The 19,291-nt window shown below is 71.6% G+C and carries 19 protein-coding genes and 2 tRNA genes; 18 read left to right on the top strand and 3 right to left on the bottom strand.

The genetic code is table 11. The annotated features are described in order from the left end of the window. Positions 1 to 197 precede the first annotated feature (197 nt). From B4E97_RS09500 to B4E97_RS09460, 9 genes are all read left to right on the top strand, one after another. The gene (locus B4E97_RS09500) at positions 198 to 1,730 is read left to right on the top strand and encodes an amino acid permease (RefSeq protein WP_239265019.1); all 1,533 of its coding nucleotides are present in this window, start codon (positions 198 to 200) and stop codon (positions 1,728 to 1,730) included. Beyond that, complete coding sequence (locus B4E97_RS09495; RefSeq protein ID WP_286956421.1) at positions 1,727 to 2,548, top strand: FadR/GntR family transcriptional regulator; 822 nt, start codon at positions 1,727 to 1,729, stop codon at positions 2,546 to 2,548. The genes B4E97_RS09500 and B4E97_RS09495 overlap by 4 nt, the downstream gene beginning before the upstream one ends. Further along, positions 2,545 to 3,909 carry a glutamine synthetase family protein gene (locus B4E97_RS09490; protein ID WP_239265015.1) on the top strand — a complete coding sequence of 455 codons (1,365 nt, stop codon included), beginning with the start codon at positions 2,545 to 2,547 and terminating at the stop codon, positions 3,907 to 3,909. Before B4E97_RS09495 ends, B4E97_RS09490 begins: the two co-directional genes overlap by 4 nt. Before the next feature lies 1 nt (position 3,910). Further along, positions 3,911 to 5,275 (top strand): aldehyde dehydrogenase family protein, encoded by a 1,365-nt coding sequence (locus B4E97_RS09485; protein ID WP_239265013.1) that lies wholly within the window; start codon positions 3,911 to 3,913, stop codon positions 5,273 to 5,275. 85 nt (positions 5,276 to 5,360) lie between these two features. Then, complete coding sequence (locus B4E97_RS09480) at positions 5,361 to 6,128, top strand: 3-oxoacyl-ACP reductase (protein ID WP_286959654.1); 768 nt, start codon at positions 5,361 to 5,363, stop codon at positions 6,126 to 6,128. Positions 6,129 to 6,138: 10 nt separating this feature from the next. Next, on the top strand, positions 6,139 to 6,828 hold the full coding sequence (locus B4E97_RS09475) for a gamma-glutamyl-gamma-aminobutyrate hydrolase family protein (protein WP_286959653.1): 690 nt from the start codon (positions 6,139 to 6,141) through the stop codon (positions 6,826 to 6,828). A 73-nt stretch (positions 6,829 to 6,901) separates the two neighbouring features. Then, on the top strand, positions 6,902 to 8,488 hold the full coding sequence (gene cimA, locus B4E97_RS09470) for a citramalate synthase (RefSeq protein ID WP_286959652.1): 1,587 nt from the start codon (positions 6,902 to 6,904) through the stop codon (positions 8,486 to 8,488). A gap of 38 nt (positions 8,489 to 8,526) precedes the next feature. Further along, positions 8,527 to 8,757, top strand: coding sequence for a hypothetical protein (locus tag B4E97_RS09465; protein WP_286959651.1), 231 nt, complete (start codon positions 8,527 to 8,529; stop codon positions 8,755 to 8,757). After that, positions 8,754 to 9,146 (top strand): PIN domain-containing protein, encoded by a 393-nt coding sequence (locus B4E97_RS09460; protein WP_286959650.1) that lies wholly within the window; start codon positions 8,754 to 8,756, stop codon positions 9,144 to 9,146. Before B4E97_RS09465 ends, B4E97_RS09460 begins: the two co-directional genes overlap by 4 nt. 9 nt (positions 9,147 to 9,155) lie before the next feature. On the opposite strand, the gene B4E97_RS09455 is transcribed toward B4E97_RS09460, so the two are convergent. Continuing rightward, entirely contained in the window at positions 9,156 to 10,037 is an 882-nt protein-coding gene (locus B4E97_RS09455) for a 3-methyladenine DNA glycosylase (RefSeq protein WP_349681174.1), read from the bottom strand. A 44-nt stretch (positions 10,038 to 10,081) separates the two neighbouring features. On the opposite strand from B4E97_RS09455, the gene B4E97_RS09450 reads away from it, so the two are divergent. Both B4E97_RS09450 and B4E97_RS09445 read left to right on the top strand, forming a co-directional pair. Beyond that, positions 10,082 to 10,597 carry a DUF1992 domain-containing protein gene (locus B4E97_RS09450; RefSeq protein ID WP_286959649.1) on the top strand — a complete coding sequence of 172 codons (516 nt, stop codon included), beginning with the start codon at positions 10,082 to 10,084 and terminating at the stop codon, positions 10,595 to 10,597. A 59-nt stretch (positions 10,598 to 10,656) separates the two neighbouring features. Then, on the top strand, positions 10,657 to 11,436 hold the full coding sequence (locus tag B4E97_RS09445; RefSeq protein WP_019287810.1) for a fumarylacetoacetate hydrolase family protein: 780 nt from the start codon (positions 10,657 to 10,659) through the stop codon (positions 11,434 to 11,436). Positions 11,437 to 11,643: 207 nt separating this feature from the next. Here the strand turns inward: B4E97_RS09445 and crcB are convergent, their stop codons facing one another. Further along, a complete protein-coding gene (crcB, locus tag B4E97_RS09440) occupies positions 11,644 to 12,018 on the bottom strand; it encodes a fluoride efflux transporter CrcB (RefSeq protein ID WP_286959648.1) in 375 nt (124 codons plus the stop codon). After that, entirely contained in the window at positions 12,015 to 12,461 is a 447-nt protein-coding gene (locus B4E97_RS09435; protein ID WP_286959647.1) for a fluoride efflux transporter FluC, read from the bottom strand. Before B4E97_RS09435 ends, crcB begins: the two co-directional genes overlap by 4 nt. Before the next feature lie 49 nt (positions 12,462 to 12,510). Here B4E97_RS09435 and gltX point away from each other — a divergent pair, with 49 nt between their 5' ends. The 7 genes from gltX (at position 12,511) to B4E97_RS09400 (ending at position 18,979) form a co-directional block, all read left to right on the top strand. Beyond that, positions 12,511 to 13,986, top strand: coding sequence for a glutamate--tRNA ligase (gene gltX / locus B4E97_RS09430; RefSeq protein ID WP_029212632.1), 1,476 nt, complete (start codon positions 12,511 to 12,513; stop codon positions 13,984 to 13,986). Continuing rightward, positions 13,983 to 14,705 (top strand): HAD family hydrolase, encoded by a 723-nt coding sequence (locus B4E97_RS09425; protein WP_029212633.1) that lies wholly within the window; start codon positions 13,983 to 13,985, stop codon positions 14,703 to 14,705. The genes gltX and B4E97_RS09425 overlap by 4 nt, the downstream gene beginning before the upstream one ends. 113 nt (positions 14,706 to 14,818) lie before the next feature. Next, positions 14,819 to 14,893: transfer RNA gene (locus B4E97_RS09420), tRNA-Gln, on the top strand. 108 nt (positions 14,894 to 15,001) lie between these two features. Further along, positions 15,002 to 15,074 (top strand) — tRNA-Glu (locus B4E97_RS09415). Between the two features lie 117 nt (positions 15,075 to 15,191). Continuing rightward, entirely contained in the window at positions 15,192 to 16,895 is a 1,704-nt protein-coding gene (locus tag B4E97_RS09410; RefSeq protein WP_286959645.1) for a dihydroxyacetone kinase family protein, read from the top strand. 149 nt (positions 16,896 to 17,044) lie between these two features. Further along, the gene (locus B4E97_RS09405; RefSeq protein WP_019287804.1) at positions 17,045 to 17,608 is read left to right on the top strand and encodes a hypothetical protein; all 564 of its coding nucleotides are present in this window, start codon (positions 17,045 to 17,047) and stop codon (positions 17,606 to 17,608) included. A gap of 75 nt (positions 17,609 to 17,683) precedes the next feature. Continuing rightward, positions 17,684 to 18,979, top strand: a complete 1,296-nt coding sequence (locus B4E97_RS09400) for an acetyl-CoA hydrolase/transferase family protein (RefSeq protein ID WP_286959644.1) — start codon at positions 17,684 to 17,686, stop codon at positions 18,977 to 18,979. The last annotated feature ends 312 nt before the right edge of the window (positions 18,980 to 19,291 follow it).

Raw genomic sequence — 19,291 nt, 5'->3', positions numbered from 1 at the left:
CTTTCGTGGAGCAGCCCCTCACGATCGTGGTGGGGAGAGGGTCGAGGACGGAGCCAAGGACAGGGGCGGGGACAGCGTGGCCGGTCTGGTAACAAAGGTTTAACACCAGACCATTGACGAAGGTTTCACCCGTACGGTTCACTGGCTGGATCGTCCTCGTGCAGCCCGCGCGCGAGGCCGCACCCAGGAGGTGCCCCATGGGCCCACGCCGGTTCCTGTCCCGCGCCGACGAGCAGGACTACAGCCACGAGGACGCCGCGCAGCTCGCCGAGCTCGGCTACAAGCAAGAGCTCAACCGCACCATGTCCGGGTTCAGCAACTTCGCCGTGTCCTTCTCGATCATCTCGATCCTGTCGGGCTGCATCACGTCCTACGGCATCGCGATGAATGCCGGTGGCCCCGCGGCGATCTCGCTGGGATGGCCGCTGGTCGGCGTCTTCGTCCTGTGCGTCGCGTTGGCCATGGCCGAGGTCTGCTCGGTCTACCCGACGGCCGGCGGCCTCTACTTCTGGGCCGGTCGGCTCGCGCGCTCGCACAAGCGCGAGTGGGCCTGGGTCGTGGGCTGGTTCAACTTCCTCGGCGAGGTCGCCGTGACCGCCGCCGTCGACTTCGGCGCCGCGACCACCTGGATGGCCTTCCTGGACCTGACGATCGGCGTCGACGTCACCCCGCAGACCACCTTCGCGTGCTTCTGCGTCATCCTGCTGATGCACGGTCTGCTCAACGCCTTCGGGGTCAACCTGGTCCGGCTGCTGTCCGCCGTCTCGGCGTGGTGGCACCTCGCGGGCGCGGCCGTCATCGTCGTGGTGCTCGCGCTCGTCCCCGACCGGCACCAGTCGCCCGGCTGGACGCTGACGCACTTCGTCAACAACACCGGGTGGACGAGCTCCATCTACGTCTTCCTCATCGGTCTGCTGATGGCCCAATACACCTTCACCGGGTTCGACGCGTCGGCGCACGTGGCGGAGGAGACCCGCAACGCGTCGGTCAACGCGCCCAAGGGGATCGTCAACTCCGTGCTCGTGTCGCTCGTGGCGGGCTGGATCCTGCTGCTGGCGGTGACCTCGGCGATCCAGGACTACGACGGGGCCCTGGCCAGCGACATCGGCCTGCCACCCGCCCAGATCTTCATCGATGCGACCGGCCAGGGCCTCGGCCTGACCCTCGTGCTGATCTGCGCCGTCGCGCAGTTCTTCTGCGGTATGGCGTGCGTGACCTCCTCCTCGCGCATGTCCTTCGCCTTCAGCCGCGACAACGCCCTGCCCGGCTCTCGCTGGTGGTCCAAGGTCAACCCGCGGACCGGCACGCCGACCAACTCGATCTGGCTGGTGACCGTGCTCGCGATCGTCCTCGCCAGCCCCTCGCTCGTGTCGCAGACGGCCTACCTCGCGGTCACGTCCATCGCCGTGATCGGCCTCTACATCGCCTACGTCACGCCCGTCCTGCTGCGCCGCATCAACCCGGACTTCGTCCCCGGCCGGTGGAACCTCGGCCGCTGGAGCGCCCCCATCGGCTGGATCGCGGTGGTGTGGGTGGGGTTCATCGTCGTCCTCTTCATGCTGCCGCCGGCTGCGCCCGTCACGATCGAGACCTTCAACTACGCGCCGGTCGCCGTCGCGGTCGTCCTCGTCTTCGCCGGGGCGACCTGGATCTTCGGCGGGCGCAAGCACTTCATGGTCGAGGACCCCGGCCATCACGACACCGTCGAGCCCGCGGACCTGTTCCGATGAGCCCAACGCCCGACCAGGTCCGCGACCCGGCCCAGACCGCGACCCGGCCCGCGCGCATGTCGGCCCAGGACCTCGTCCCCGAGGTCGTCCTGCGTCCGGTCCGCGAGGGACAGGCCTACGAGGCCACCCTCGAGCAGCTCGCCACCGCCGTCCGCCTCGGTGTCCTGACGACCGGCTCCCAGCTGCCGCCCGAGCGGGAGCTCGCCACCCGGCTCGGCGTGTCCCGGGTGACGCTGCGGGAGGCCATCGCCACGCTGCGGGACCTCGGGATGGTCGAGACGAGGCGCGGCCGCGCCGGCGGGAGCTTCGTGACCTACGACTGGGCCGCCCGCGAGGCGGAGACGGGCGACGCCGCCGCGACGACCGAGGCCGAGCTCGAGGACGTCCTCGGGTTCCGCCGCGTGGTCGAGCCCGGCACGGCCTACCTCGCGGCGTCCCGCGCCCTGCCCGCCACCGACCGCGGCTGGCTCAAGGAGTGCCTGCGCGACGTGTCCGACGCCAGCCGCCGGGACGCCGCCGAGCACCGGCAGGCCGACTCGCGGCTGCACCTCGCGATCGCCGGCCTCTCGGGCAGCCCGTCGCTCGTGGAGGCGGTCAGCCGGTCGCAGTCCGCGCTGCACCAGCTCCTGGCCGCCATACCGGTCCTGCCACGCAACATCGAGCACTCCAACGCCGACCACGAGGCCGTCGTGGACGCGATCCTGTCCGGCGAGCCCGAGGACGCCCGAGAGCTCGCCGAGGAGCACTGCGACAAGACGGCGGCGCTCCTGCGCGGCCTGCTCGCCCACCCGACCACGCACCCCGGAGGTACCCCGTGAGAGCACCGACCCTGACCCTGGAGCAGCTGCGGCAGGAGTGCGAGGACGGCACGGTCGACACCATCGTCGTCGCCTTCCCCGACATGCAGGGCAGGCTGCTGGGCAAGCGCCTGCACCCGCAGTTCTTCCTCGACCACGTCCTCGAGGACGGGACCGAGGGGTGCAACTACCTGCTCGCCCTGGACGTCGAGATGAACACCGTCGACGGCTATGCCATCAGCTCGTGGGAGAAGGGCTACGGGGACATGAGGTTCGACCTCGACCTCGCCAGCCTGCGACGCACACCGGGCTGCCCGGGGTCGGCGACGATCCTGTGCGACCTGTCCTGGCTTGACGGCACCGGGCTGGTCCGTCAGGCACCCCGCACGGTGCTGCGCGGGCAGCAGGACGCTGCCGCCGAGCTGGGCTACCGGTCCTTCGCTGGGACCGAGCTGGAGTTCATCGTCTTCGAGGACACCTACGAGCAGGCCTGGGACGCGCGCTACCAGGGGCTGACGCCGGCCAACCGCTACAACGTGGACTACTCCATCCTCGGGGGAGCCAAGGTCGAGCCGCTGCTGCGGGACATCCGCAACGCGATGTACGCCAGCGGGGCGATCGTCGAGAGCGCCAAGGGGGAGTGCAACCTCGGGCAGCACGAGATCGTGTTCCGCTACGAGGAGGTCCACCGGACCTGCGACACGCACACCGTCTACAAGACCGCGGCCAAGGAGATCGCCGGCCGGCACGGCCAGTCGCTCACCTTCATGGCCAAGTATGACGAGCGCGAGGGCAGCTCCTGCCACATCCACATGTCCCTGCAGGACGAGGACGGACGCAACGTCTTCGCCGACGAGTCACGCGACGGCGGGCGCAGCGAGGTGTTCGAGCACTTCATGGCCGGAGTCCTCGCCACGATGGCCGACCTGACGGTGCTCTACGCACCGAACATCAACTCCTACAAGCGGTTCGCCGAGGGGTCCTTCGCGCCGACCGCGATCGCCTGGGGCACCGACAACCGCACCTGCGCCCTGCGTGTGGTGGGTCACGGCGCGGGCATCCGCGTCGAGAACCGCGTGCCGGGCGGTGACGTCAACCCCTACCTCGCCACGGCCGCCATGCTGGCCGGTGGGTTGCACGGCATCCGCGAGCAGCTCGAGCTGCCACCGGCGCTCGAGGGCAACGCCTACACCTCCGACGCGGAGCACGTGCCCTCGACGCTGCAGCAGGCCAGGGACCGGTTCGACGCGTCGCCGCACGCCCGCCGGCTGCTCGGGGACGACGTGGTCGACCACTACGTCCACGCCGCCGACGTCGAGCTGGCCGCCTTCGGCGCGGCCGTGACGGACTGGGAACGCATCCGCGGATTCGAGAGGCTGTGACGTGACGACCCACGAGATCACCAACCCCGCCACCGGCGAGCCCCTGCGCACCGTCGAGCTGGTCGACGAGGAGGCGACCGACCAGGCCGTCGCGCGGGCCGTCGTCGCCCAACGTCGTTGGGCCGCACTGGCTCCCGCCGACCGCGGACGGCTGCTGCGGAGGTTCGCCGACGTGGTGGACGAGCACGTCGAGGAGCTCGCGCGGCTCGAGGTCGCAAACGCCGGGCACACGATCGGCAACGCGCGGTGGGAGGCCGGCAACGTCCGCGACGTCCTGCACTACTACTCCGCCGCTCCGGAGCGCCTGTGCGGCAGGCAGATTCCCGTGGCCGGAGGTCTGGACGTGACCTTCAAGGAGCCGCTGGGCGTGGTCGGGGTCATCGTGCCGTGGAACTTCCCGATGCCCATCGCGGGCTGGGGGTTCGCGCCGGCCCTCGCCGCCGGCAACGCCGTCGTCCTCAAGCCCGCCGAGCTGACGCCGCTCACGGCCGTCCGGATCGGCGAGCTCGCCCTGGAGGCAGGGCTGCCCGAGCACGTGCTCACGATCCTGCCCGGCAAGGGCTCGGTGGTGGGGGAGCGGTTCGTCACCCACGACGACGTCGCCAAGGTGTGCTTCACCGGGTCCACCGCCGTGGGGCAGCGGATCATGCGCGGCGCCGCCGACCGGATCAAGCGCATCACGCTCGAGCTCGGGGGCAAGTCCGCCAACGTCGTCTTCGCCGACGCCGACCTGGACCAGGCCGCCGCCAGCGCCCCCATGGGCGTCTTCGACAACGCCGGGCAGGACTGCTGCGCCCGCAGCCGGATCCTGGTGCAGCGCAGCGTCCTCGACGCGTTCATGGAGCGCTTCGAGCCGGCGGTCAAGGACGTCGTCGTGGCCGACCCGGGCGACGAGGCCACCCAGATGGGACCGCTCGTCAGCGCCGAGCACCGCGACCGCGTCGCGGCCTACGTCGAGGGCGCGGACGTCGACGTGGCGTTCCGCGGATCGAGGCCCGACGGCGGTGGCCACTGGTACGCCCCCACCGTGGTGCTGCCCCGGTCGACCGAGGACGCCGTCTGGCAGGACGAGATCTTCGGACCCGTCGTGGCGGTGCTGCCCTTCGACGACGAGGCCGACGCGATCCGGATGGCCAACGACACGCACTACGGCCTGTCCGGCTCGATCTGGACCAGGGACGTGGGCCGGGCGCTGCGCGTGTCCCGCGCCGTCCAGGCCGGCAACCTGTCGGTCAACTCCCATGCCAGCGTGCGCTACTCGACGCCGTTCGGCGGCTTCAAGCGCTCCGGTCTCGGCCGCGAGCTCGGCCCGGACGCGCTGGACTCGTTCACCGACGTCAAGAACGTCTTCATCGCCGACGCGTGAGGCCGGCCCGCCACGGCATACGGCCTGCTCTGCTCTGCTCGCTCCCACCCGCCATCCTGCGGAACGACGAAAGGAACTGCCCACCATGGGTGCTCGACTCGAAGGAAAGGTCGCCGTGGTCACCGGTGGCTGCAGCGGCATCGGCCTGGCGACCGTGCGACGGTTCGCCGAGGAGGGGGCCCGGGTCGTGATCGGCGACCTCGACCGGACCAACGGCCCGCGCGTGGCCGAGGAGGTCGAGGGGCTCTTCGTCGAGTGCGACGTGACCGACGCCGCGCAGGTGGACGCGCTGTTCAAGGCCGCGTTCGACACCTACGGCTCGGTGGACGTGGCCTTCAACAACGCCGGGATCTCCCCGCCGGAGGACGACTCGATCCTCACGACCGACCTCGAGGCCTGGCGCAGGGTGCAGGAGGTCAACCTCACCAGCGTCTACCTGTGCTGCAAGGCGGCCCTGCCCTACATGCTCGAGCAGAAGCGCGGATCCATCATCAACACAGCGTCTTTCGTGGCCGTCATGGGCGCCGCCACCTCGCAGATCTCCTACACCGCCAGCAAGGGCGGGGTGCTGTCGATGTCGCGCGAGCTCGGCGTGCAGTTCGCCCGCGAGGGGGTGCGCGTCAACGCCCTGTGCCCCGGCCCGGTCAACACCCCGCTGCTGCAGGAGCTGTTCGCCGCGGACCCCGAGCGGGCCGCCCGCCGCCTCGTCCACGTGCCGATGGGGCGGTTCGCCGAGCCGGAGGAGCTCGCGAACGCCGTCGTGTTCCTGGCCAGCGACGAGTCGTCGTTCATCACGGCGGCGCAGTTCCTCGTCGACGGCGGCATCTCGGGCGCCTATGTCACGCCGCTCTGACCCCCCGGTCGTGGCCCTCACGACCTACGTCGAGGAGGTGTCGCGGACGCCGTGGGTCGACCAGCCCTCGGCGGTGCTGCCGCGCGACTACACCCTGGCCGTCGAGCGGGCGGGCGCCCTGCCCGTCCTGCTCGTGCCGCGGCTCGACGTGACGCCCGCCGTGGTCTCGGGCTGGCTCGACCGCGTGGACGCCCTGATCATCAGCGGCGGGGTCGACGTCGAGTCCAGCCGGTATGGCGCCGCGCCGCACCCCTCGGTGCAGCAGGCCAGGCCGGACCGGGACGAGACCGAGCTGCTCCTCGTGGCCGAGGCACGGCGTCGGGGGATGCCGCTGCTCGGCATCTGCCGGGGCATGCAGGTCATGGCCGTCGAGGCCGGCGGGACGCTGGAGCAGCACCTGCCCGACCGGGTCGGCCACGACGAGCACTCCCCGGCACCAGGGGTGTTCGGGACCCACGCGGTGTCGGTGCGGTCCGGGTCACGGGTGGCGGCGATCGTGGGGGAGCAGGTGGACGTGCCGACCTATCACCACCAGGCCGTGCTGACCCATCCCGGCTACGACGCGAGCGCCTGGACCGCGGACGGCACGCTCGAGGCGATGGAGGACCCGGACGCCGACTTCTGCCTCGCCGTGCAGTGGCACCCGGAGGCCGGCACCGACCCGTCGCTGTTCGAGGCCCTCGTGGCCGCGACCCGGTGAGACGACGAGACGGCGCAGCGGCATACGCCGTCATCATGGGGCGGACGACCGCCCCCGCCCGAGAGGACGAGCCATGGGAGACCGGCCCGCACTGCAGGTCTACGACACCACCCTGCGCGACGGCGCGCAGCAGGAGGGTCTGCACCTGACCGTCCAGGACAAGATCGCGATCGCGCGTCACCTGGACGAGCTGGGGGTGGGGTTCATCGAGGGCGGCTGGCCCGGCGCCAACCCCCGCGACACCGAGTTCTTCGCCGGGGCGTGGGACCTGCGGTTGTCCAACGCCGTGCTCACGGCCTTCGGCGCGACGCGCAAGGCGGGTGGGCAGGCCCACAGCGACCCCCAGGTCCGGGCGCTGCTGGACTCCGGGGCGCCGGCCATCACCCTGGTCGCCAAGGCGCACACCCGGCACGTCGAGCAGGCGCTGCGCACCACGCTGCCGGAGAACCTCGCGATGATCCGCGACACGGTGACCTTCCTGGTGGGGGAGGGGCGGCGGGTGTTCCTGGACGCCGAGCACTTCTTCGACGGCTACGAGCTCGACCGTGACTACGCGCTCGAGGCCGTCCGGGCGGCGGTCGAGTCGGGGGCCGAGGTGGTCGCCCTGTGCGACACCAACGGCGGCATGCTCCCCGCGCGCATCGCGGACGTCGTCGACGACGTCACGCGGTCCACCGGCGCCCCGCTCGGCATCCACTGCCACAACGACACCGGGTGCGCCGTGGCCAACTCCCTCGCCGCGGTCGACGCGGGCGTGGTGCAGGTGCAGGGCACCGTCAACGGGTACGGCGAGCGCACCGGCAACGCCGACCTGCTGACGATCATCAGCAACCTGCAGCTCAAGCTCGACCGGCCCGTGGTGGCCGACGCCCAGCTGGCCGCGGCCTCGCGGATCTCCCACTCCATCAGCGAGATCACCAACATCACGCCCTACGGCCGCCAGCCCTACGTCGGGTCCTCGGCGTTCGCGCACAAGGCCGGGCTGCACGCCTCGGCCCTCAAGGTCGACCCCGACCTCTACCAGCACGCCGACCCCTCCTCGGTGGGCAACCGGATGCGGACCCTGGTGTCCGACATGGCCGGTCGCGCCTCCATCGAGCTGCGCGCCCGCGAGCTCGGCCTGGACCTGTCCGGGCAGGGGGAGGTGCAGTCGCGGATCGTGGCCCTGGTCAAGGACCTCGAGCTGCGCGGCTGGACCTTCGACGCCGCCGACGCGTCCTTCGAGCTGCTGCTGCGCCGCGAGGTCACCGGCGAGCCGATCTCCTACTGCGACGTGGAGTCCTGGCGGGTCATCGCCGAGGCCCGCGGAGACGGGGGAGCCGTGTCGGAGGCCACGGTCAAGCTGCGTGCCGGCGGGCGCCGCCTCGTCGCCACCGGCGAGGGCAACGGCCCGGTCAACGCCCTCGACGAGGGCCTGCGCACCGCCCTCGCGGGTGTCTATCCCGAGATCGACGGCGTGGAGCTCGTGGACTACAAGGTCCGCATCCTCGACTCGGCGCACGGGTCCGACGCCGTGACGCGCGTGCTCATCGAGATGGCTGACGACAACCAGTCGTGGACGACCGTGGGCGTGGCCGCCAACATCGTCGAGGCGTCCTGGATGGCCCTGCTGGACGGGCTGACCTATGGCCTGCACAGCGCGGGGATCCCCGTCCGCTGACGGTGTGCATCAGGGGTGATGCGCTCTATGATGCAGTTATGCGTACCACCGTCGACCTGCCTCCTGCGGTCCACCGCCAGGCCCGCGAGCTGGCGGCTCAGCGCGGCGCGTCCCTGTCGAGCGTCATCGCCGACCTCGCCACACGAGGGCTGGCCCAGCTCGACCGCCCGGTCGCCATCGCGACCGACGAGCGGACGGGACTGCCGGTGCTCTCGGTCGGTCGTCCCGTCACGTCTCGTGAGGTGGACGAGGCGCTGGACGAGGCGTGAGCACCTACCTGTTGGACGCGAACGTCCTCATCGCCCTCGTCCTCGCCGAGCACGAGCACCACGACCGAGCGGCTCGCTGGATCTCGGACGTGGAGGCGTTCGCGCTCTGCCCGGTGGTCCAGGGGTCACTGGTCCGCTTCCTCCTGCGGCTTGGGGAGACCGCCGGCACGGCGAGGTCCATCCTGGGCGGCGTCCAGGCCCATCCCTCCTGCGCATGGTGGCCGGACGACCTCTCCTACGCAGAGGTGGATCTGGCTGGGGTGCGGGGCCATCGACAGGTGACCGTCGTCTATCTCGCCGGGCTGGCTGCCCGGCACGGCGGCCTGCTGGCCACGCTCGACCAGCCGCTCAGCGCCCTGCGGCCCGAGCAGGTCGTCCTGATCCCTTGACCGCCTCGCTCACCCGATCACCCGATCACCGCTGGGCAAGAGGGCGTCGCACGCGGCCATGAGCCGCTCGCGGACGGGCGCTGCGGCCTCGCTGACGGCGCGCTGCCGACGCACGTGCTCGGCCTTGCCCTCGGCGGTCTCGATCGCGATGTTGGGGAGCCCCAGGGGCTCGGTGTCGTAGGGCGAGCTCATCATGTCGAGCAGCCTCGCCTCGCGGGCGATCTCGAAGCAGTCCAGCACCAGGTCGCCCGGGATGCCGGGCGCGAGCTTGAACGCCCAGCGATAGAGGTCCATCGCCCCGCCGTGCAGGCAGCCGGGCTGCTCGTGGTCCTGGATCGTCTCGCGCGTGGGACGGATCTCGTTGCGCCCCACCGCCTCCGGGGTGAAGAAGCGGTAGGCGTCGAAGTGCGAGCACCGGATCTCGTGGCTCTCGACGACCGCGTCGGTGCCGTCGCGCCCGAGCCGGAGGGGCAGCGACCGGTGCCGCACCTCGTCCTCCGGCAGGCGATAGACCATGGCCCACTCGTGCAGGCCGAAGCAGCCGAACCTCGCCTCGCGCCCGTGCGTCCGCGCCAGCAGGTCGCGGACGAATCTCACGGTGGCGCCGCGCTTCTCGACATACGAGCGCACGTCGAGCCGGGTGAGTCCCTCGGTGGTGAGGTATCCCGACCAGCCGGCGTGCTCGGGCGAGTCCACTAGCGCCACACCGGGACCCGGGTGCCAGCGCGCGAGATGGCCCGGCCGGAAACCGTAGTACTCGAACAGGAAGTCCTCGACGGGGTGCTTCTCGCCCCGGGCGCGGCGGGCGAGGTGCGCCGCGGTGGCCGCGTCGGCACGCTCCCGGTGGGCGGCCGCGAGCGGCTCCCACTGGGCCCGGGTCAGCACGATCACCCGCAGATCCTAGGCGCCGGACGCGTCGGTGGGACAATGCGGGGATGGACCCGCAATACGTCGAGCCCATCGCGGAGAAGCGCATCCGGGAGGCCCAGGAGCGTGGGGAGTTCGACAACCTCCCCGGCGCGGGCAAGCCCCTGCCCAGCCTCGACCGCCCCTATCGCGAGGACTGGTGGATCAATGGTCTGATCGAGCGCGAGCAGCTCGACATGACGGGTGCCATGAACCCGACCATGGTGCTGCGCAAGGAGGCTCACGAGATGGACGAGACCGTGCGCGACGTCGCGCGGGAGGAGTCGGTGCGGGCGATCGTCGAGGACTACAACCGGCGGGTCAAGCTCGACCGGCTGCGACCGGCGATCGGCAACCAGATGCCGCCCATCGCCAAGGTCCTGGACGTCGAGGAGGTCGTGGCCGTATGGCGGGAGCACCGCCGTCACGTGGAGGCCCAGGCACGGCTGCGGTCCGAGGCCGAGCGGCGGGCGCGGGAGCAGGCCGAGGCGGAGCGTCGGGCCGGCGTCTGGTGGCGCCGCCTCCTGCGTACCTACCGGCGGTAGGTGTATCAGCCTGGGGGACGAAGGCCGGTCGATGCCTTCGCCGGGGGTAGGTTTGGCGGGTGCGTATCGCGAGATTCACCCTTGGAGAAGACCCGGCCTACGGCGTCGTCGAGCAGGAGGGTGACGACCTGGTCGTCGCCCAGATCGGCGGCGACCCCATCTACCAGCAGATCGCCTTCACGGGCCAGCGCTACCCGCTGGACGACGTGCGCCTGCTCGCGCCCGTCATCCCCCGCAGCAAGGTGATCGGGATCGGCCGCAACTACGCCGACCACGCCAAGGAGATGGGCAACGAGCTCCCCACGGAGCCACTGATGTTCATGGTGCCCAACACCGCGGTGTCCGGCCCCGGCGACCCCGTGCCGATGCTCGCCACCAGCAGCAACATCCACTACGAGGGCGAGCTCGCGGTGGTCATCGGCAAGATGGTCCGCGCCGTCGAGCCGGAGCTCGCCCTGGCGACCGTGTTCGGCTACACCTGCGCCAACGACGTCACCGCCCGCGACCTCCAGAGGTCCGACGGGCAGTGGTCGCGCGCCAAGGGGTTCGACGGCTCCAAGCCGCTCGGCCCGTGGATCGAGACGGACCTCGACCCGAGCAACCTGCGCGTGCAGACCCGCCTGGACGGCGAGACGGTGCAGGACGGCTCCACCAAGGACCTGATCTTCGACGTCGCCACGCTGATCTCCTATGTCTCCCAGTCGTTCACGCTCCTGCCGGGCGACGTGATCCTCACCGGCACGCCCGCCGGTGTCGGTCAGGTGCAGGAGGGCCAGCGCGTCGAGGTCGAGGTGGAGGGCATCGGCACCCTGTCCAACCCCTTCGTCCGCGCCCGCTGACCCCGACGCGCCACTCCGCAGCACCCGGCCCCGCCCCGCCCTGCAGGCCCCGCCCCGCCGGCCTCGCCCCGCCCTCACATCATCGGTCACCAATGACGTGAGGGCGGCCCTTTTGAACGATCCACAACGCCATTGGTGACCAATGGCGCGGATACCGAGGGCGCGCGAGCGCGAGGGGACGTTGCGGTGTGGGATGGGGTGGGGTGGTCAGAGGGTGGCGAGCCAGAGGCCGGCGAACGCCGCGAGGACCGAGCCCACCAGCATCCCGAACGCGTGGCCGGCCCCCGCGCCGAGCCGTCCGTCGGACACCAGCCGCACCGTCTCCACGCTCGCCGTCGAGAAGGTCGTGTAGCCGCCGCACAGGCCCGTCCCCAGCACCAGCCCCCACCCGGCGCCCAGCGCGTGCCGAGCGACGAGCCCGCTGACCAGGCCGAGCAGCAGCGAGCCCGTGACGTTGATCAGCAGGGTGCCGAGCGGGTATGCCGCACCCACCCGCTCGCGGACCACCCCGTCGACCACGAACCGCAGCGCGGCGCCGACACCGCCCGCGATCGCCACCGCAACGAGGACCAGCGCCGTCATGCCCCTCGCCGCCCGTGCGCCCTTGCCCCGCAACGGATCCCCGCGAGAGCCGCACCCGCGCCCAGCAGCACCGTGCCGAGGGCGTAGGCGAGCGCCATACCGGCTCGTCCCTCCTGCAGCAGGTGGGCGGTGTCCAGGGCGAGCGTCGAGTAGGTCGTGAAGCCCCCGAGCACGCCGGTCCCGACGAGCAGGCGACCGGCCCGCTGCCGGCCACGGTCCGGACCGCGCAGGGCCAGCCGCCCGAGGAGGAGGCCCAGGGCGAACGCCCCGGCCACGTTGATCGCGAGCACCGCCACGTCCACGTCGTCCACCCCCTGCGGTGGGGCGGCCAGCACCAGCCCCGCCCGCAACGCCGTCCCCACCGCTCCGCCGACGGCCACGAGCGCGACGTCATGGGGTCGCAGGCGCGGCTGAGGGACGGGGCGGGAGGGCGAGGGGGTCATCGCCGCCCATCATCGCGCACCCGGCGGCTCCCGATAGGCTGACCCCACCATGACTGACGCTGCTCTCACCCCCGCTCGCACCCGTGTCGCCCCGTCGCCCACCGGCGACCCGCACGTCGGGACCGCCTACATGGCGCTGTTCGACCTGGCCTGGGCCCGCAAGACCGGCGGCCGGTTCGTCCTGCGCATCGAGGACACCGACCAGGCCCGCTACGTCGAGGGCAGCGAGCAGCAGATCTTCGACACGCTGACCTGGCTGGGGCTGACCTACGACGAGGGCCCCGATGTCGGCGGCCCCTACGCGCCCTACCGGCAGAGCGAGCGGCTGGACACCTACAGGCCGTATGTCGAGCAGCTCGTCGCGGACGGCCACGCGTACTACTGCTGGTGCTCGACCGAGCGCCTGGCCGAGATGCGCGAGCTGCAGCAGAAGGCCAAGCTGCCCACGGGCTACGACCGGCTGTGCCACGGCAAGACCCGCGAGGAGCGCGCGGCGCTGCCGGGATTCACCGACCGGCCCGTCGTGCGCATGCTGATCCCCGAGGACGTCGAGACCCGCTTCGAGGACGTCATCCGCGGCTGGGTCAACGCGCCCACTCCGGACGACCAGGTCATCCTCAAGGCCGACGGCTTCCCGACCTATCACCTGGCCGTCGTGGTCGACGACCACCTCATGGGCATCACCACGGTCGTGCGCGGCGAGGAGTGGATCTCCTCGACCCCCAAGCACGTCCTGCTCCATCGCTGGCTCGGGTGGGAGGTGCCGCAGTTCGCGCACATGCCGCTGCTGCGCAACCCCGACAAGTCCAAGATCTCCAAGCGCAAGAACCCCGCGGCCCGCCTGACCTGGTTCCGCGAGGAGGGCTACCTGCCCGAGGCGCTGCTGAACTTCCTGCAGCTCGTGGGCTACCCGCCGGTGGCGGACGGCCAGGAGGTCAGCTCGTTCGACGAGTTCGTGGAGCGCTTCGACTGGACCAAGGTCAACACGGTCGGCCCGATCTTCGACATGGACAAGCTCAACTGGCTCAACGGCCACTACATCCGCGCGCTGTCCCCGGAGGACCTCGCCGGCCGGATCGTCGCGCACCTCGTGCGGACGGGCGAGCTGCCGGGCGAGCCGACGCCTGCGCAGATGGACCTGGTCACCCAGGCCACCCCGCTGGTGCAGGAGCGCATGCAGCTGCTCAAGGAGGCCGGCCCCATGCTCGGCTTCCTCTTCGTCAGCGACGAGGATCTGACCTTCGACCCCGACTCGGTGGCAGCCCTCAAGGACGACGCCCCGCAGGTGCTCGACGCCTCGATCGCCGCGCTGGAGGGTCTGGAGGACTTCACCGCCGAGCCGATCCAGACGGCCCTGCGTGCCGCGATCGTGGACGGGCTCGGCATCAAGCCCAAGTTCGCGTTCGCGCCCGCCCGGGTCGCGGTGACCGGCCGGCGGGTCTCGCCGCCGTTGTTCGAGTCGATGGAGATCCTCGGTCGTGAGTCGACGCTGACGCGCCTGCGCCGGCTGCGCGCCACGCTGTGACCGCGGGCGCGCCGACGCGGATCACCGCGCTGCTGCTCGACATCGACGACACCCTGCTCGACACCCGCTCGGCCATGCGCCGGGCCGCCGCCCGCTGCATCACGCAGGTGTGGCCCGAGGCGGGGGAGCGGGCCGACGAGCTCGGCGTCCGCTACCACGCCGACCCGGGCGGCTTCTTCGGCGGCTACACGCGCGGCGAGCTGACCTTTGCCGCGATGCGGGAGTCGCGGCTCCAGGAGGTGGCGACGCACGGTGGACTTGCCTGGGAGGCAGGGTCCTTCGCGGGGTTCGAGCAGGGGTGGCCGGACGCCTTCCGCACCGGGACCCGGGCGTTCGACGACGTGGCGCGCCTGCTGGAGCGGGCGCGTGCCGACGGGCTGCTGGTCGGCGCGCTGACCAACTCCTCGACCGAGTTCACCACCCTCAAGCTCGACGTCGTCGGGCTGAGCGACGCCTTCACCGCCATCGCGACGACGGACACCCTCGGCTACGGCAAGCCCGACGCCCGCGCGTTCTGGCGGGCCTGCGAGCTGCTCGGCTCGTCGCCGGAGCAGACGATGTATGTCGGGGACGACCTCGCCGTCGACGCGCAGGCGGCGGTCGCGGCGGGGCTGCACGGCGTGTGGCTCGACCGACGCGGGGAGTGGGCCGGCCGTGATGATGGTGACGTCGGCGTGCCCGTCGTGACGTCACTGGACGACGTGTCCTGGCGAGCATGAGTCGGCATACGGCCGATTTGGGCAGCGGCGTGGCCCTCCGGTAGAGTTCTCTCTTGGTTCGCCCGCGCGTCACCGGCCCCCGCAGGGGTCCTGATGAAGGGGTGAATTCCCTTTGGGGTATGGTGTAATTGGCAGCACGACTGATTCTGGTTCAGTTAGTCTAGGTTCGAGTCCTGGTACCCCAGCCAATCGCCGGTCGGCCTTCGTAGACCCGGCCCGATTGGGAGAAACCCGAAGTTTCGGCTAGAGTTTCTCCTCGTTGCTCACCGCCCCGCAAGGGCTCGGAGCAGCTGATTGCCCCCGTTGTGTAGTGGCCTAGCACGCCGCCCTCTCACGGCGGTAGCGCCGGTTCGAATCCGGTCGGGGGTACGTCGAAAAGGTCCCCCTCCCACTCGGGAGGGGGACCCTTCGCGTTGCCCGGTTCGTGGCTGACCTCCCCCAGCGCTGGCCTGGCGCGCCCTCGCCCGGTGTGGTGGTGTGGTCCTCATGAAGAAGTTCGTCAACGACGCCGACACCTTCGTCCGCGAGAGCCTCGAGGGCCTCGTCCTGACCCAGCCCGGACTCGCGCTCCTCGAGGGGCGCACCATCGCCGTGCAGGCCGACCGGGTCGTGAGCGGACACGACGTCGGCCACGGCAGCGGCGGCGACACCCGGGGCAGCAGCGGGGCTGACCGAGAGGCCGTCCCGGTGGCGCTGATCTCCGGCGGTGGAGCGGGGCACGAGCCTGCGCACGCTGGCTTCGTCGGTGAGGGCATGCTGACCGCCGCCGTCAGCGGTGGGGTCTTCGCCTCGCCGAGCGTTGACGCGGTCCTCGACGGGATCCGCGCCGTCACCGGGTCGGCCGGGGCGCTGCTGATCGTCAAGAGCTACACCGGGGACCGGCTCAACTTCGGGCTCGCCGCGCAGCTGGCCGAGGACGAGGGGTATGCCGTGGAGACCGTCGTCGTGGGTGACGACATCGCCCTGGGTGACGCCGACACGCACGCCGGGGCGCGCGGCCTCGCCGGCACGGTGCTGGTGCACAAGATCGCCGGCGCCCTCGCCGCCTCCGGGGCCGACCTCGCCGAGGTGACCGAGCGCGCCCGCTCGGTCACCGGCCGGCTGGCCACGATGGGGGTCGCCCTGCGGCCCGGCACCATGCCGGGGTCGGGCGAGGCGACCTTCGAGATCGACGAGGACCAGATCGAGCTGGGGCTGGGGATCCACGGCGAGTCCGGCGTCGAGCAGGTCCCGCACCGCCCGGCCGACGGGCTCGCGGCCGAGCTGGTGGACCGGGTCCTGGCTGCCCGCCCGCTCGACGACGGGGCGCGAGTCGCCCTGCTGGTCAACGGGCTCGGGGGCACGCCTCCTGCCGAGCTGTCCGTCCTGACCAGGGCGGCGCACCGGCTGCTGGGGGAGCGCGGGCTGCGGGTCGAGCGGACCTACCAGGGCTCCGTCATGACCAGCCTCGAGATGGCGGGGGCCTCCGTCACGCTCCTGCCGCTGGAGGAGGGCGAGGCGGACCTGCTCGACGCGCCCACCGCCTCGCTGGCCTGGCCGGGTGGCGACGGTCCGGTCGAGAGGCACGACGACGTCCCGGTCCCCGAGGCCGTCGCCGACGCGGCCGATCCCGGCGAGCCCGACCCGCAGGTGCGCGCCGCGGTGGACGCCGCCTGCCAGGCGGTCCTCGACGACGAGTCCCGGCTCACCGAGCTGGACCAGGTCGTGGGGGACGGCGACCTGGGGGAGGCGCTGGCGCGCGGGGCGCGAGCCTGGCAGGAGCACCCTGCCGACGGCTCCGCGGCATACCTCCTGCGGGTCCTGTCGGCCCGCTGCCGGCGGGCCATCGGGGGGACGAGCGGCCCGCTGTATGCCGCGGGCCTCGTGGCGGCCGCCCAGGCGCTCGAGGACGGTGCCGACTGGCCCGGCGCCCTCGCTGCGGGGGTCGACGGGATCCAGGAGCTGGGCGGTGCCGAGCCCGGCGACGGGACGATGGTCGACGCGCTGCGCCCTGCGGCCGACGCCGCCCCCGACGGCTGGGAGGCCGTCCTGGCTGCGACCGAGCAGGGGGTGCGGAGCACGGTCGAGGGCGTGTCCCGCAAGGGCCGGGCCAGCTATGTCGGTGCGCGCGGCCAGGGGCACCCGGACCCCGGCGCCGAGGCGGTCCTCACCTGGCTGCGGGCGGTCCGTGAGGCCGGTCGGGCCGGATAGCGGTGGCCCACGGTGAGACTGCGCGGGCGGCATACGGCCCGGTGTGACCTGGAACACGCACCCCGGTGATTGAAGGATAAATCGGACAGAGCAGAGTTGAGTCATCAACCGGCCATCCGACCGGTGGAAGCACTCAGCTAGGAAGCACCATGCGTCGCAAGACCCTCGACACCCTCCTGTCCGCCACCGGCCTGCTGCTGGCCCTCGTCCTGCTCGTCGCGGGCGGGCTGCTCACCTGGGCCTCGACCTTCGCGCAGGGCCAGGTCCACGACCAGCTCGCCGCGCAGAAGATCACGATGCCGTCCGGCAAGGCCCTCGAGGACCCCCAGATCAAGCCCTACCTCGAGAAGTACGCCGGCCAGGAGATGACCACCGGCGACCAGGCCAAGGCCTTCGCCGACCACTACATCCTGGTCCACATGAACAAGTCTTCCGCCGGCAAGACCTACGAGGAGGTCTCGGGCGAGTTCATGAAGCTGTCCAAGGACCCCGCCGCCGACAAGGCCGAGGTCGCCAAGCTCGGCGAGCTGCGGCAGAGCCTGTTCATGGGCAACGCGCTGCGGAGCATGCTGCTCACCGCCTACGCCTTCGGCACCATCGGCCTCATCGCCAAGATCGCCTCGGTCGTGGCCTACGTCGGCGGCGCGCTCCTGCTGCTGCTCGGCCTCCTCGGCCTGCGGCACGCCAAGCGTGCCGGCGACGCCGTCGTCTGACCGCTGTCCGACAGATCACACCGGGCGCCGGCGCCGCACGATTGCGGCACCGGCGCCCCGGCGATTGGATGAGGTATGACCTTCGAGGACGCCTACCGGCGCAAGCTCGCCAGCCCGCACGACGCCGTCACGATCGTCGAGGACGGCGACACGATCGTCGTCCCGACCGGCGTGGGGGAGCCGCCGACCCTCCTCGAGGCCCTCTCGGACCGGCGCACCGAGTTCACCGACGTGCGGGTCGAGCAGATCCTGCCGCTGCGGCCCTTCGGCTACCTCGACCCCGAGACCCGCCGGCACGTGCGGCACAACGCGTACTTCTTGGGCGGGCCGACGCGCAAGGGCGCTCAGGAGGGGTGGATCAGGACGCGCCCGAGCTACTTCTCCGAGATGCCGGCGCTGATCCGCGAGGGCCTGTTCCCGACCGACGTCGTCTTCGCCATGGCCTCCGAGATGGACGAGAACGGCTACTTCTCGCTCGCCCTGGCGCCGGACTACACCATGGCCGCGGTGTCGCGGGCGCGCGCCGTGGTGCTCGAGGTCAACCCGCAGGTGCCCTACGCCTTCGGCGACTGCCACGTGCACATCGACCAGGTCACCGCGATCGTCGAGGACGAGCGCCCGCTGACCGCCGTGGGACTGCCCGAGATCGGGCCGGTCCAGCAGGCGATCGGCACGCACGTCGCCGAGCTCATCCCCGACGGGGCGACCATCCAGATCGGGTTCGGCGCCATCCCCGACGCCGTCGTCATGCAGCTCACCGACCGCAAGGACCTCGGCGTCCACACGGAGATGATCGGTGACGGCATCCTCACGCTGGTCGAGGCGGGCGTCGTCACCAACCGGCTCAAGACGGCCTTCCCGGGCAAGAGCGTCGCGACCTTCGCCCTCGGCTCGGAGCGTCTCTATCGCTGGATGCACCGCAACCGGGGGCTCGAGATGCACCCCGTCGACGTCACCAACGACCCCTACCTCGCCGGCTCCAACGACCTGCTCCACACCATCAACGCCACCATCGAGGTCGACCTGGCCGGTCAGTGCTGCTCGGAGTCGATGGGCTACGTGCCCTACTCCGGCACCGGCGGCCAGTCCGACTTCGTGCGCGCGGCCAACCGGTCCCGCGGCGGCAAGTCCTTCATCGTCACCCCGTCCACGGCCAAGGGCGGCACCGTGTCGCGGATCGTCCCGACCCTGAAGCCCGGCGCCCACGTGTCGACCTCGCGCAACGACGTGAGCCATGTCGTGACCGAGCACGGCGTGGCGCACCTGCGCGGCAAGACCAACGCCGAGCGGGCCGAGGCGCTCATCGCGATCGCCGACCCGGCGTTCCGCGAGCAGCTGGGGGAGCAGGCCCAGGAGATGCACCTCCTCTGACCCCCCATGCCCGTCCAACCCCTTCCATCCGGCGATCGTGAGTGTTCGGTCCACCATTCGTGGACCAGACACTCACGATGTTGGTGGGGTTCGAGGCGCGGGCGGCGGGGCCGGGGAGGGTCTTGCTGGCGCGTATGACGTCCCGGCGTCACCACCCTCGACGCGCGTCACGCGGGGGCCCCGCTAGGCTCGAACGACGCGATCGATGGATCGCCCTCTGGGCCCGCCTGCTCCTCAGCACGCGGTCGCCCGCACCCTGAACCATCGAGCCCCGATGAAGGTGTCCCCGTGTCTGAACTCCGTGATCTGTTG

The organism is Arsenicicoccus sp. UBA7492, assembly GCF_002479615.1.
Lineage (GTDB): Bacteria > Actinomycetota > Actinomycetes > Actinomycetales > Dermatophilaceae > Arsenicicoccus > Arsenicicoccus bolidensis.
Note: the sequence above shows the minus strand (reverse complement) of the source record. Positions and strands in the feature narration are given on the sequence as shown.

What these genes read in the sequence shown, in the direction of transcription:
- B4E97_RS09435 (WP_286959647.1), bottom strand. Translation starts at nt 12,461, where the DNA reads ATGACCCCCTCGCCCTCCCGCCCCGTCCCTCAGCCGCGCCTGCGACCC.
- cimA (WP_286959652.1), top strand. Translation starts at nt 6,902, where the DNA reads ATGGGAGACCGGCCCGCACTGCAGGTCTACGACACCACCCTGCGCGAC.
- B4E97_RS09410 (WP_286959645.1), top strand. Translation starts at nt 15,192, where the DNA reads ATGAAGAAGTTCGTCAACGACGCCGACACCTTCGTCCGCGAGAGCCTC.
- B4E97_RS09480 (WP_286959654.1), top strand. Translation starts at nt 5,361, where the DNA reads ATGGGTGCTCGACTCGAAGGAAAGGTCGCCGTGGTCACCGGTGGCTGC.
- B4E97_RS09495 (WP_286956421.1), top strand. Translation starts at nt 1,727, where the DNA reads ATGAGCCCAACGCCCGACCAGGTCCGCGACCCGGCCCAGACCGCGACC.
- crcB (WP_286959648.1), bottom strand. Translation starts at nt 12,018, where the DNA reads ATGACGGCGCTGGTCCTCGTTGCGGTGGCGATCGCGGGCGGTGTCGGC.
- B4E97_RS09500 (WP_239265019.1), top strand. Translation starts at nt 198, where the DNA reads ATGGGCCCACGCCGGTTCCTGTCCCGCGCCGACGAGCAGGACTACAGC.
- B4E97_RS09400 (WP_286959644.1), top strand. Translation starts at nt 17,684, where the DNA reads ATGACCTTCGAGGACGCCTACCGGCGCAAGCTCGCCAGCCCGCACGAC.
- B4E97_RS09465 (WP_286959651.1), top strand. Translation starts at nt 8,527, where the DNA reads ATGCGTACCACCGTCGACCTGCCTCCTGCGGTCCACCGCCAGGCCCGC.
- B4E97_RS09450 (WP_286959649.1), top strand. Translation starts at nt 10,082, where the DNA reads ATGGACCCGCAATACGTCGAGCCCATCGCGGAGAAGCGCATCCGGGAG.
- gltX (WP_029212632.1), top strand. Translation starts at nt 12,511, where the DNA reads ATGACTGACGCTGCTCTCACCCCCGCTCGCACCCGTGTCGCCCCGTCG.
- B4E97_RS09405 (WP_019287804.1), top strand. Translation starts at nt 17,045, where the DNA reads ATGCGTCGCAAGACCCTCGACACCCTCCTGTCCGCCACCGGCCTGCTG.